The sequence below is a fragment of the Rhizobium sp. BK212 genome, from assembly GCF_014197475.1.
Classification (GTDB): domain Bacteria; phylum Pseudomonadota; class Alphaproteobacteria; order Rhizobiales; family Rhizobiaceae; genus Rhizobium; species Rhizobium anhuiense.
Genome location: NZ_JACIFS010000018.1, coordinates 14698 through 27835 on the forward strand (window position 1 = coordinate 14698; position 13138 = coordinate 27835).

Here is a 13138-nt window from a genome sequence, read left to right on the forward strand (position 1 = left end):
TGGTTGCGCACTGGTCCACTGTGCGCGCGCTTCTTCGGCTTGGTAATGATTTGCTTTCACTGAAGGCACAAGCGGCGGATCGTTTCGAGTACCGCTGCGTCGACTTCGAGGCTATCGGTTTCCGCGGTACATGCGGACATCGCTCTGTCGCCGGGGATGCGAACCCCCTTGGCGCGCAGCCGCTCCAATTGGGCCGTGGCTCGCGCCTGAAAATCCGGATCTACTGCTGCGGGAAAGAGCGCGATCACGGTCATTCCGGCATTGACCGGATGCTCGCCTGAGAGAAAGTGGCCTGCATCGAGCGACCACGCGGCTCCGGAAAGACCCGCGGAAAGCATCTCGACGACAAGGGCGATATTGGCGCCCTTATACCCGCCGAAGGGCAGGAGCGCGCCGAGCATCGCCTTGACCGGATCGGTGGTGATTGCGCCGGTCTCATCGATGGCGATGCCGTGAGCGATCGGCGACTGCGCCTTGGCCGCCTCGGCAAGGGTGACGAAGGCCGTGGCACTCGTCGCCTGGTCGATGACGAGAGGCGGCAGAGGGTCCGGCATGGGCGCGCCGAAGGCCAGCGGATTTGTGCAGTAGACGCGCTCGCCGCCCTCGGCGGCGGCCATCAATGGTGGGCCGTTGGCAGCGGCGATGGAGATCAATCCGTCCTGAGCCAGGCGCCTGATGTAATATCCCAGTTCGCCGGCGGTATAGCTGTTTTTCTGCGTGAAGACTGAAATGCCGAAGGTTCTCACGCGTTTCGTGAAGTCGTCGTAAATGAGGTCAAAGCCGAGCTGCGCTATGCCGCCATCGGCGTCGGCCTGGATTAGGGCCGGCAGCACATGGTTGAAGCGGGGCTTGGCGTTTCCGTTGATCCGCCCCTCGCGCAGGCTGGTGAGATAATCGACGAAATGCGGAAAACCCAATTCGGGGCGTCCGAAACGGGCGGCCGACAGGGTTGCATCGACGAGCGCCTTCGCCATGGCCTGGCTGGCACCGCAGGCGATGCAGGTTTCGAGCGCCAGTTGGCGGAGCTCGTCGATCGGCATTCTGATCCTCTGCCCGGTCATCAGAGCTCCAATGCGGCTCGCCTGCCCTCATAGAAGGCATAGGGCGCCTGGCGCGGCGCGGCGCAGTCTCCGATCTCCACGATATGGCGACCGCTCGAGCGCAGTTCTTCGCCGAGCCAGTTGGCGGCTGCATTGGTGGTGGCGAGCACCAGGCTGTCGCCTTCCTCGAAGAAATGCTCGCCGGTATTGTGATCCAGCAGGGTGACGCCGTTGCCGTGCCACGCCAGCACGCTGACCTCCAGACGCCATTGGACACCCAGCCTCTTCAAGGTCCGACGCAGCGGTACGTCGGCGGTGGTGCGCTGAAGTTCCTTGCCGATGAAGGGATCGGGCGAGAGCATGGTCACCAGGTGCCCATCTTCGGCGAGCTTCCAGGCGGTTCCGCAGCCGCGCCAGCCGCCACCCTCGTCGAGCAGCAGGACCCTTTTGCCCGGCCTTGCCTGCCGCGCCATGACAGCCTCGATGGTGAAGACGTTTCCCTTTTCGATGCCGGGCAGCGTCTCGACCGAGGGGAGAGCCTTCTGGAAGCCGGTTTCGGGAGAATAGGAACCTGTCGCCAGGATGACGGCATCCGCGCCGATCGCTTCGACATCCGATGCCTCGACATAAGAGTTGAGCCGGATCTCGACGCCGAGTTTCGTCAGCTGCCGCTCGTACCAGCCGATGAGGTCGAGGATCTGCGCGCGGCGAGGCTGCAGTCCGGCCAGCAGGAAATTGCCGCCGAGCCGGCTGGAGGCTTCCGCGAGGATGACCCGGTGGCCTCTCTCCGCGGCTGCACGGGCGGCTTCCAGACCGGCAGGCCCGCCGCCGACCACCAGCACCGTTCTCGGCTGGCCGGCCGGGCTGAAGCGGTCGCCGCCCCATTGGTATTCCCGTCCGGCCGACGGGTTGATGAGGCAGCTTATCCAATAATCACGCGAGCGCCGGCCCCAGCACATCTGGTTGCACGAAATGCAGCCGCGAACATCGTCGGGGCGGTCTTCGCCGGCTTTTCGGGCGAGATGGGGATCGGCGATCTGGCCGCGCACGATCGAGACGAGGTCCGCCGTTCCTTCTCCCAGAATGGTTTCGCCATTCTCCGGTGTTCTGATATGGCTTTCGGCGATGACGAGCGCATGCTTGACGGACCGCCTGATCGTCGCAGCGAGATCGGCGCCGAGCTTCTCCTGGTAAAGGAATGTCGGCATCAGCTTGTGGAAGTCGAGATAGCCGCCCGAGCCGCAGGTGACGTAATCGACGAGGCCGAGATCGTCATGGAGGGCGACGATTTCGGCAAGCTCGTCCCGCGTCAGCGCGACGCTGTGATCGGGCTCATCGCTGATCGCAAGCCCGATGATGAACTGCTCACCGCAGACCGCCCGGATGCGGCTCATGATCTCGCGCGAGAAACGTGTCCGATTTTCGAGCGAACCGCCCCATTGATCCTCTCGCCGGTTCGACCAGGGCGTCCAGAACTGCTCGATGAGGCCGAGATAGGCCGCCCAGACCTCCACGCCATCGAAACCGGCCTCACGGCAGCGGCGCGCCGCCTGCACGAAGCCGTCGATGGTTTCTGAGATTTCCGCCTCGCTCATGGCATGCGAGCCGTCGCTGTCGTGATAACTGGGCAGACCGGACGGCGACCAATGCGGGTGGTATGAATTATCGGAATCTCCATGCGCGCCGACATGGTAGAGCTGCTGGATCGCGACCGCGCCGTTCTCCCTGATCGCCGTCGTGACCTTCCTGAAGTGAGGAACCACACTATCGTCGCCGGGAAGAAAATTCCCGCGCGTCAACACGGCGGCGGGATGGACCGGCATCGGTTCGACCACGATCATTCCGGCGCCGCCGATCGCACGCTCGGCATAATAGGCGACATGCCGGTCGCCGGGCACGCCGTCGCTCGCCATGTTTGCCGTATGCGCGCCGAAAACGATCCTGTTGCGCAAAATGTGTCCGCGCAGACTGACGGGCGAAAACAGACGCGGAAAGAGTTTCGACATGGTGATCCCCAAGCGTCAGGCGGCCGACTTTCCATTTCCTGCGATGGCGACGTGTCCGATATCGGTATCGCCAACGAAACGGAGAGACGGCCGCATTTGAGCTTCAGAGTGCGACCGAGAGGGCACTATCGCGTCGGGGAGCCACCTCCTGCGAGTTCACCATCGCGCCTGCGAGTTGGCGGAAGGTGACGAGACCCAATGCTTCGCCTGATGGTGAAATCACCCTGGCATCGTCGTCCGGCGCCGATGCCAGGATCCGGACGGCCTCTTCGACTGTCGTGCCTGACGCAATCGTCAATCCGCCGGGTACTGCGCCGGAATGCAGGGGGGTCATGACGGCTTCGACATGGATGACGCGGCCGCGATTAACCTCCTTGACGAAATTGGCGATGTAGTCGTCCGCCGGACGCAGGACGATGTCCTGGCTGGTGCCCTGCTGGATGACTTCGCCGTCGCGCAGGATCGCAATCTGGTCGCCCAGGCGAAGGGCCTCATCGAGATCGTGGGTGATGAAGACGATGGTTTTCTTGATCTCCCTCTGAATGTCGAGAAGGACCGTCTGCATATCCGTGCGGATCAAGGGATCGAGCGCCGAATAGGCTTCGTCCATCAAAAGGACCGGCGCATCGTTGGAAAGGGCGCGCGCCAGGCCGACACGCTGCTGCATGCCGCCGGAGAGCTGGTTGGGATATTTCTGCTCGAAGCCCTTGAGACCGACCCGCTCCAGCCAGCGCATGGCGACGTCGACGGCTTTCGAACGCTCCATGCCCTGCACTTCGAGGCCGAAGATGGTGTTGTCGAGAACATTCCGGTGCGGCAGAAGCGCGAACTTCTGAAACACCATGGCCGTCTGGTGTCGGCGAAACGCCCGCAATTCGGTCTCGTTCATTTTCACGACATCGACGCCGTCGACAAGCACTTCGCCGGCGGTTGGATCGATCAGGCGATTGATGTGGCGGATGAGGGTCGATTTGCCCGAACCCGAGAGGCCCATGATGACCTGGATGCGGCCCGAAGGTATCTCGATATTGATATTGCTCAAGCCCAGCACGTGGCCATGCTTTTGGTTGAGCTCGGTCTTCGACAATCCTTTTTGGACGGCATCGACGTAAGCGGCAGGATTGGGACCGAAGATCTTGTAGAGATGGCGGATCTTGATGCCGCCGAAACGTTGATCAGCCATGGACGATCTCCCGATGCTTCTGGAGCCTCTTGCCATATGCCTGGCTGACCCGGTCGAAGATGATGGCGATGCCGACGATGGCAAGGCCGTTGAAAATGCCCAGCGTGAAGTACTGGTTGGCGATCGCCTTCAGAACCGGCTGGCCAAGACCCTGGACACCGATCATCGAGGCGACGACGACCATGGCGAGCGCCATCATGATGGTCTGGTTGATGCCGGCCATGATGGTGGGAAGCGCCAGCGGCAACTGGACCTTGAACAGTTTCTGCGAACTCGATGTCCCGAAGGCGTCGGCCGCCTCCAGCACGTCCTTATCGACCAGGCGGATGCCGAGGTCGGTCAGCCTGATCATCGGCGGGATGGCGTAGATAACGACGGCGATCAGTCCCGGCACCTTGCCGATGCCGAGCAGCATGACGACAGGGATCAGGTAGACGAAGCTCGGCATGGTCTGCATGACGTCGAGGATCGGGTTGATGACGCGCTGCAGCCGGTCGGAACGCGCCATCAGGATCCCCATCGGGATGCCGATGGCGATCGAGAGCACGGTACAGACGAAGATCATCGAGACCGTCCGCATCGTATCGTCCCACATGTCGAAATAGCCGATCAGCAGCAGTGTCACGAGACAGCCGAAGACGATCTTCAGGCTGCGGCTCGCAAACCATGCGATGACAAGGATGATGGATGTGATGATCGGCCACGGCGTCTGCGTCATGAAGCGGTCGGCGGCGATGAGAAAATGCTGCAGCGGGGAGAAGAGGCTTTCGATCGCGTCGCCATAGCTGCGAGTAAAGGCGCGAAAGCCGTCATCGATCGCCTTCTTCAGATTGCGAAGGGCATCATCATCCATATGCGGGAATTTATAAAACCATTCCATTCGGTTCCCCTTTTTCTTCAAAGAGCCGCGGCAGTCTTTTTGATTTTATCGGCAGCGAGAGGCGGTGCGCTTTGAGCGCACCGCAATAGTCGGCGTTAAAGCGCAGCTTCGATCTTCGCGGCTGCCTCAGGCGAGACCCACTTGGTCCAGAGGTCCTTGTTTTCCTTCAGGAAGTGCTTGGCGCCATCTTCGCCGGTCGCCTGGTTGTCGGTCATCCACGCCATCAGCTTGTTGACCGTGTCATTGCTCCAGGAGCGCTTCGTCAGATAGTCCATGACCTCAGGCCCGACCTTTTCCGAGAAGGGCTTGGCAACCAAGGTCACGACGTGATCGACCGGCCATGCGTTCGGCTTCGGATCGGGGCAATCGGCGACGGTGATGCAGCGCTTCCATTCGGCTGCATCCTGCGGCACACCGGCTTCGAGCTTGACCATCTGATACTTGCCGAGCAGCGCGGTCGGCGCCCAGTAATAGCCGGCCCAGCCTTCCTTGCGTTCGTAAGCCTTGGCGATCGAACCATCGAGGCCGGCGGCTGAGCCGGTATCGACGAGGGTGAAGCCGGCCTTCTCGGCTTCGAAGGCCTTGTAGAGCTGCGTGGTCACGACGGTGCCGCCCCAACCCTGCGGCCCGTTGTAGATGGCGCCCTTCTTCGGATCTTCCGGATCGGGGAAGAGATCCGGATGCTTCAGCACGTCGCCGATGGTCTTGATATCGGGATGGGCATCGGCAACATATTTGGGAATCCACCAGCCCTGTACGCCGCCATCGGGCAGCGGAGAGCCGACCTGGACGATCCGGCCTTCATCCGTTCCCTTCTTGACGACATCGGGAAGCAGGTCGATCCAGGCTTCCGGCGCGATGTCGGGCTGGCCCTTTTCGGCCATGGAGGTGATCGTCGGGACGGTGTCGCCGACGGTGATGTCGGCCTCGCAGCCATAACCTTCGTTCAGGATGAACTTGTCGAGGTTAGAGAGAACCTCTGCACTCTGCCAGTTCATGCTGGCGATGGTCACACTGCCGCATTCGGCGGCGCTGGCGAAAGACGCCCCGCCGATCAGGCCGAATGTCAGGCATGTCGATGCAAGTAGTTTTTTCATTTCGTTCCCTCTGCTTAGCGGCCGATTTTGACGAGCGGGGCGCCGCAGGAACCCGCTCCAACGGTTGTCAGGAAGCGTCTCCCATACTCACCGATTTCTTGAATGCCGCCGACAGTCCCTTGGCGACGGAAGCGTCGAACCCGGCAGCGCGCATGCCTTCGATGGCTGCTGCGGTGGTGCCGCGATAGGCGAGAAAGGTTTGAACGACGTCGTCAGGACATTCGTCACGGCGCTCCAGCAGGCGGCCGGCGCCGGTCATCACCGTGTTGACGGCCCGCTGCGCAATCTCCGCCGGCAGGCCATGGGTGACGGCGTCGCTCATCATGGCGGCTGCGAGCAGCGCCGGGAATGCCGGTCCGGATCCGGAAAGGCCGGTGAGATAGTCGATGTCGCTTTCCCCTCCGACCTCGTCCTCAGATCCGCATGCCTGGAAAATGGCGCGGACGACTGCCCGATCGTCTTCCGTGACGTCGCTCGCGCCAGTCCAGGGCGTATAGGACCTGGTTACTTCGGCAGCGGCATTCGGCAGAGCGCGGACGACGCGATCGGTGTTGTGGCGTCCCGAAAGCGTGTCCAAGCGGATGCCCGCCATGACCGAGATGACGAGCTTGCCGCCGGCATCGAACTCCAGAGCATGCCAGTCGGCCGGACGAACGGCGAGAAGGATCACATCCGAGCGGTCGGCAAGCTCCTGATTGTCGGTGGTCAGGAAAGAATTCGGGAAACGGCGCGGCGGCTCGCTGCGATAGGAGAGGGAGAGATTTCGAGGGCCGACCAGGCCGGCATCGAGGATCGAGCCGGCGATTGCTCCGCCAAGCCATCCGCCGCCGCCAATGATGCCGATCCTCAAGGAAACGCTCATCTCGGCCTTCCCTAACCGGGCCTATAGCCATGCCGGGAGAAGAAGCGATCGAGCTCCCTCTGCTGCGGCACTTCGCCGGTGTAGATCGCAATATACTCTGGAATCCGTTTCATGCGGACGGCGAGTTCCTCCCTGGACTGCATGGAGATATAGCCGATCTGAACGAGGTAAGTTGTTCGCGCTCTGACATCTGATGTCGTTTCTGGTAGTCCGAACCGGATGAACATGCGCTTGAGGGCTTCGAGGCGAAGCTGATCGGCTTGCCGGACTTCGGCGAGAATCTCGTCGGACTGCAGCGCCCAGCTGCGTACGGCGAATTCAAACCTGGCGTCGAACAGATCGTTGTTGAGCCAGCAATCGAAGACGTTGAGCATCGCCTCGGCAAGCGATTCCGCATAAGCTTCCGACTGCTTGACGATGTTGCCGGTGTTTTTATCGCGCCAGCGCGCCACAAGCGCGGCCAACAGCTCCTCCCGATCCTTGAAGAACCAGTAGAAGCTCGTGCGCGAGAGATTGAGCTTCTTCGCCAGCGGCAGAATCTTCACCGAATCCACCCCGGAATCCAGCAGCGAGTGATACGCTGCTTCCAGCCATCCCTCCTGTGATCCGCGCCAGCCAGTGTCGTTCAAAGCCTGATCCATGGGTGTTTCCTATCAAATTATCAAACCACGCACAAGAAAAATGTACATCAGTGTCGAAAATAACGACCCGTTTGTTTTCCTCGTTGACACTTATGTACATTATGCTTAGCGTCTCCTCTGACGTTTTTAATCCGGAACCACGGCCCATGTCGAATGACCCCCTTCTTCAGCCCTATCAGCTCAAGCATTTGAAGCTGCGCAACCGTCTCATCGTGACCTCCCACGAGCCTGCCTATCCGGAAGACGGCATGCCGAAGGAGAGGTATCGCGCCTATACGGTGGAGCGGGCAAAGGGCGGCGTGGCGCTGACGATGACCGCAGGCTCGGCCGCGGTCTCCAGGGACAGTCCGCCGGTTTTCAACAACCTGCTCGCCTATAAGGACGAGATCGTCCCGTGGATCAGGGAAATGACCGACGCCGTGCATGAAGAGGGGGCGGCGATCATGATCCAGCTCACCCATCTCGGCCGGCGCACGCGCTGGGACAAGGGCGACTGGCTGCCGGTCGTGGCGCCGTCGCATCATCGCGAGGCATCCCACCGCGCCTTCCCGAAGAAGATGGAAGATTGGGACATCGAGCGCATCATCAAGGATTTCGCCGATGCTGCGGAGCGCATGAAGGCGGGCGGCATGGACGGTGTCGAGCTGGAGGCCTACGGCCATCTGATCGACCAGTTCGCGTCGCCGCTGACCAACGAACTCGATGGTCCCTATGGCGGCCCTCTCGAAAACCGCATGCGCTTCTGTCTCGATGTGTTCAAGGCGATCCGGCAAAGGGTGGGTGACGACTTCATCCTCGGCGTTCGTTATACCGCCGACGAATGTCTTCCCGGCGGTACCGGCAAGGCCGAAGGCATGGAGATTTCCAAGCGGCTCCGCGATAGCGGCCTCATTGACTATCTGAACGTCATTCGGGGCCACATCGATACCGATGCGGGTTTGACGGATGTCATTCCGATCCAGGGCATGGCAAACTCTCCGCACCTGGATTTTGCCGGTGAAATCCGGGCCGCGACCAATTTTCCGACGTTCCACGCTGCCAAGATACCGGACGTCGCGACCGCGCGTCACGCGATCGCGGCCGGGAAAGTCGACATGATCGGCATGACCCGCGCCCACATGACCGATCCGCACATCGTCCGCAAGATCATCGAAAAACGGGAAGAGGATATCCGCCCCTGCGTCGGCGCCAATTACTGTCTCGATCGCATCTACCAGGGCGCCGCCGCCTTCTGCATCCACAATGCCGCCACCGGCCGCGAACTGACGATGCCGCATATCGTGGCGAAGGCCGACGCCAGGAAAAAAGTCGTCATCGTCGGCGCCGGCCCGGCCGGTCTGGAAGCGGCGCGCGTCGCCGGGGAACGCGGCCATCAGGTCGTCGTTTTCGAGGCGGCGAACAATCCCGGCGGTCAGATCCGGCTCACCGCCCAGAGTGAGCGCCGCAGGGAGATGATCAGCATCATCGACTGGCGCATGAGCCAGTGCGAGAAATACGACGTCACCTTCCACTTCAACACCTGGGCGGAAGCCGACACCATCGAGGCCGAAAATCCCGATGTCGTCATCATAGCGACCGGCGGCCTGCCGCATACCGAGGTTCTCACGAGCGGCAACGAGCTGGTGGTCTCTTCGTGGGACATCATTTCCGGCGACGTGAAGCCTGGAACCAACGTGCTGATCTTCGACGATGCCGGCGACCATGCCGGCCTGCAGGCGGCGGAGTTCCTTGCCAAGGCAGGCGCCAAGGTCGAGATCATGACGCCGGACCGGTCCTTCGCGCCTGAGGTCATGGCCATGAACCTGGTGCCCTATATGCGTTCTCTTCAGAAGCACGACGTGACCTTCACCGTCACCTACCGTCTGGAAGCCGTCGAGAAGAGCGGCAACCAGCTGGTCGCTCATATCGGCAGCGATTACGGCGGGATTGCCAGGCAGCACAGCTTCGACCAGATCGTCGTCAATCATGGGACCATCCCGCTCGATGAGCTCTATTTCGAACTGAAACCCAGTTCGAGCAATCTCGGCGAAATGTCGCACGACCAGCTTCTGTCTGGAGAACCCCAGTCCATCGTCCGCAATCCCGACGGCAGGTTCCAGCTGTTCCGGATCGGCGATGCCGTGGCCGCACGCAACACGCATGCGGCCGTCTATGACGGACTGCGCATCGCAAAAGATATCTGATCGCAAGATCAGCCGCCTGTCGGGCGGGTCGTTTCGGGAGGTGGTGACATGAGTTTGCGCAATGAAAGCCTCCAGATTTTTGTGGATGCGGCATTCGTGGCTTTCGACCAGTTTGCCAGGGCGCCGGAAGCCCGGCGCTCGATTCGTCAGATTTCTACGGCGCTGGAATGCCCGGGAGATGCACGCGCAGGGGAAGGAAGCCGATTGCCCGTGTGTGCGCTCCTTGATGTGGCGCTCTCGATCGATCCGTCCTATCCTTCGCTGACGCGTTTGATCGAGGGGTTCAAAGGCATGGAGCCAATGCTTGAATGGCGTCGGCGCACCAAGTATGACCACACGGCCAGCGACAATTTTGTCGATGGCCATGCCAATGCGATGATCATCGGCCCGGGAGGATTGGAGGAGCGGAGCGACCTGTGGATCGGCGTGACGTTGATGGCGCCTCACATGCGCTACCCCGATCACGATCATGCACCGGAGGAAGTCTACCTCGTGCTTTCCGAGGGAGAATTCCAGCAGGGGGAAGGGGACTGGTTTTCGCCTGGTATCGGCGGATCCTTCTACAATCTCCCTGGCATCAAACATGCCATGAGGTCGCTCGACACGCCGCTCTTCGCCTTCTGGGCATTGCTTGCCGAACGGCCGCACTGACGGCCGGTAGTCTAGAAATAAAGGGGGTCACCCATGAAAATTCTCGTGCCCGTCAAACGGGTTGTCGACTACAACGTGAAGATCCGGGTTCGTCCGGATGGCACGGGTGTCGAGCTTGCCAATGTGAAAATGTCGATGAACCCGTTCGACGAGATCTCGGTGGAAGAGGCGCTGCGGCTGAAGGAAGCCGGCAAGGCCGAGGAAGTTGTCGTGGTGTCGATCGGTCCTGCCAAGGCCGAGGAGACGCTGAGGACGGCCCTTGCCATGGGCGCCGACCGGGCGATCCTGGTCGAGACCGACGATGCGGTCGAGCCGCTGGCGGTTGCCAAGATCCTCAAGGCTGTCGCCGATGCCGAACAGCCCGGCCTTGTTATCGTCGGCAAACAGGCGATCGACGACGACAGCAACCAGACCGGCCAGATGCTGGCGGCACTGCTTGGCATGCCCCAAGCGACCTTCGCCTCGAAGATCGAGATTGGGGATGGCAAGGCGACCGTCACCCGCGAGGTCGATGGCGGCCTGCAGACGATCGAGATCAAGCTGCCGGCGGTGGTCACCTCGGACCTGCGCCTGAACGAACCGCGTTATGCCTCGCTGCCGAATATCATGAAGGCGAAGAAGAAGCCGCTCGACAAGAAGTCTCCTGCCGACTTCGGCGTCTCCACAGCGCCGCGGTTGAAAGTGTTGAAGACCGAGGAGCCATCCGGCCGCAAGGCCGGCGTCAAGGTCAAGTCGGTCGCCGAGCTGGTCGACAAGCTCAAGAACGAAGCCGGCGTGCTTTAAGCCAGAACCAGGGAGCCCTCATCATGACCATTCTTCTTCTGGCTGACCACGACAATCAAAGCCTTTCCGACCAGACCGCCAAGGCGCTGACGGCAGCGTCCAAGATCGGCGGCGACGTGCATGTGCTGGTCGCCGGCAAGGGCGCAAAGGCTGCTGCCGATGCGGCTGCCAAGCTTGCCGGCGTCTCCAAGGTGCTGCTGGCCGAAAGCGATGCGCTGGCCAACAATCTGGCCGAACCGCTGGCCGAGCTGATCGTCTCGCTGGCCGGCAACTACGACACGATCCTCTCGGCTGCGACGTCGGTCGGCAAGAATGTGCTGCCGCGCGTCGCTGCCCTGCTCGATGTCGCCCAGGTCTCCGAGATCATCGAGGTGATCTCTGCCGATACCTTCAAGCGGCCGATCTATGCCGGCAATGCCATCCAGACGGTGCAGGCAACCGATGCCAAGAAGGTCATCACCGTGCGCACCGCCTCCTTCGCCTCCGCACCGGAGGGTGGCTCCGCGCCGATCGAGACGGTTGCAGCGGTTTCCGATCCCGCTCTGTCGCGCTTCGTCGCCGATGCGCTGTCGGCCTCCGACCGTCCGGAACTGACGTCTGCGAAGATCATCATCTCCGGCGGCCGGGCGCTCGGCTCTGCCGAGAAGTTCCGGGAAGTCATCCTGCCGCTGGCCGACAAGCTCGGGGCTGCCGTCGGTGCAAGCCGTGCGGCCGTCGATGCCGGTTATGCGCCGAACGACTGGCAGGTCGGCCAGACCGGCAAGGTGGTGGCGCCGCAGCTCTATATCGCCTGCGGTATATCAGGCGCCATCCAGCATCTGGCCGGGATGAAGGATAGTAAGGTGATCGTCGCCATCAACAAGGACGAGGAGGCGCCGATCTTCCAGGTCGCCGACTACGGACTGGTCGCCGATCTCTTCGACGTCCTGCCGGAATTGCAAAAGGCGCTTTAGCGGGGAGACCGAACGTGGCGCGCACGGTGGGACGTCCAATCAAACCTGGTGCCGACCTTCTCCTGAACGATGACGAGAAGCCGGCATATATACGGCTCCACGACATCGGAAGGGAAAGGCGTTCTCGGCCGTTGCAGGAATTCCTCAACGATGTCGGCGGGCTGATGTTGTCGGCGGAGGCTCCAGCCGTCGCCAGCTTCGTCGCGGGTAAGGTTCTCCAGAGGCTGCTCAAGACCGGCAAGGTGCGCCCGGAGGGCGGGTCGCTTCCCGGCACGCCGGAAGGGCTTGATGACGCCATCGCCCATCTTGCGAAATCGGGACGGAAATATGAGGCGATCGCCAGCCAGTTCCATAGTCTCGCCGACAAGCTGCTCTGGAGACGCGGCCGTTCCGGTCCGTTTGCAAGCCTGAATTTTGGCGATACGCATTCCCATGCGGTTGTCGTCGGCCCGGGCGGCATGGAGGAACGCGCCGATCTCAGGGTCGGCGTGATCTACATGGATCGTTACACCCGTTTCCCCGATCATGTTCAGACGCAGCCTCGTGCCTTCCTCCTGCTTTCGTCCGCTGAAATCTCCCTTGGCGATTCCCAATGGTTTTCTGCCGCTACCGGCACAGTCTTCGCGAACGATGCCGGGCAATCCTTCGCGATAAGATGCACGGCCCGGCCGCTTCTCGCGGTCTGGTGCCAGATCGAGCCGGAGACGAAATAGATGACCGAGACGACTGAGCTGCCCGAACGCGAGAGCATGGAATTCGACGTCGTGATCGTCGGCGCCGGTCCGGCCGGTCTTGCGGCGGCGATCCGGCTGAAGCAGGTCAATCCGGAACTCTCGGTCGTGGTGCTGGAAAAAGGCTC

Annotated in this window: 13 protein-coding genes; 6 read left to right on the forward strand and 7 right to left on the reverse strand. The window is 61.7% G+C overall.

Annotated elements, in window-relative coordinates; genetic code table 11:
• Positions 1-56: 56 nt before the first annotated feature.
• The 7 genes from FHT79_RS31610 to FHT79_RS31640 form a co-directional block, all read right to left on the reverse strand.
• Positions 57-1061 carry an Ldh family oxidoreductase gene (locus tag FHT79_RS31610; protein ID WP_183904708.1) on the reverse strand — a complete coding sequence of 335 codons (1005 nt, stop codon included), beginning with the start codon at positions 1059-1061 and terminating at the stop codon, positions 57-59.
• The gene (locus FHT79_RS31615) at positions 1061-3046 is read right to left on the reverse strand and encodes an FAD-dependent oxidoreductase (protein WP_183904709.1); all 1986 of its coding nucleotides are present in this window, start codon (positions 3044-3046) and stop codon (positions 1061-1063) included. The genes FHT79_RS31610 and FHT79_RS31615 overlap by 1 nt, the downstream gene beginning before the upstream one ends.
• 103 nt (positions 3047-3149) lie before the next feature.
• Positions 3150-4229, reverse strand: coding sequence for a glycine betaine/L-proline ABC transporter ATP-binding protein (locus FHT79_RS31620; RefSeq protein ID WP_047616821.1), 1080 nt, complete (start codon positions 4227-4229; stop codon positions 3150-3152).
• Positions 4222-5109, reverse strand: a complete 888-nt coding sequence (locus tag FHT79_RS31625) for a proline/glycine betaine ABC transporter permease (protein WP_047616819.1) — start codon at positions 5107-5109, stop codon at positions 4222-4224. The genes FHT79_RS31620 and FHT79_RS31625 overlap by 8 nt, the downstream gene beginning before the upstream one ends.
• A gap of 95 nt (positions 5110-5204) precedes the next feature.
• On the reverse strand, positions 5205-6206 hold the full coding sequence (locus FHT79_RS31630; RefSeq protein WP_183904710.1) for an ABC transporter substrate-binding protein: 1002 nt from the start codon (positions 6204-6206) through the stop codon (positions 5205-5207).
• A gap of 67 nt (positions 6207-6273) precedes the next feature.
• Positions 6274-7068 (reverse strand): pyrroline-5-carboxylate reductase dimerization domain-containing protein, encoded by a 795-nt coding sequence (locus tag FHT79_RS31635; RefSeq protein ID WP_047616816.1) that lies wholly within the window; start codon positions 7066-7068, stop codon positions 6274-6276.
• A gap of 11 nt (positions 7069-7079) precedes the next feature.
• The gene (locus tag FHT79_RS31640) at positions 7080-7709 is read right to left on the reverse strand and encodes a TetR/AcrR family transcriptional regulator (protein WP_132576213.1); all 630 of its coding nucleotides are present in this window, start codon (positions 7707-7709) and stop codon (positions 7080-7082) included.
• 146 nt (positions 7710-7855) lie between these two features.
• Between FHT79_RS31640 and FHT79_RS31645 the strand changes: the two genes are divergently transcribed.
• The 6 genes from FHT79_RS31645 to FHT79_RS31670 form a co-directional block, all read left to right on the forward strand.
• Positions 7856-9892, forward strand: coding sequence for an NADH:flavin oxidoreductase (locus tag FHT79_RS31645; protein WP_183904711.1), 2037 nt, complete (start codon positions 7856-7858; stop codon positions 9890-9892).
• A 48-nt stretch (positions 9893-9940) separates the two neighbouring features.
• A complete protein-coding gene (locus FHT79_RS31650; protein ID WP_183904712.1) occupies positions 9941-10543 on the forward strand; it encodes a dimethylsulfoniopropionate lyase in 603 nt (200 codons plus the stop codon).
• A gap of 33 nt (positions 10544-10576) precedes the next feature.
• Positions 10577-11326 carry an electron transfer flavoprotein subunit beta/FixA family protein gene (locus FHT79_RS31655; RefSeq protein ID WP_183904713.1) on the forward strand — a complete coding sequence of 250 codons (750 nt, stop codon included), beginning with the start codon at positions 10577-10579 and terminating at the stop codon, positions 11324-11326.
• Positions 11327-11349: 23 nt separating this feature from the next.
• Complete coding sequence (locus FHT79_RS31660; RefSeq protein ID WP_183904714.1) at positions 11350-12279, forward strand: electron transfer flavoprotein subunit alpha/FixB family protein; 930 nt, start codon at positions 11350-11352, stop codon at positions 12277-12279.
• Positions 12280-12293: 14 nt separating this feature from the next.
• A complete protein-coding gene (locus FHT79_RS31665; protein WP_183904715.1) occupies positions 12294-12992 on the forward strand; it encodes a dimethylsulfonioproprionate lyase family protein in 699 nt (232 codons plus the stop codon).
• The coding region (locus FHT79_RS31670) for an FAD-binding protein (RefSeq protein WP_183904716.1) at positions 12993-13138 on the forward strand (146 nt) is incomplete at its 3' end.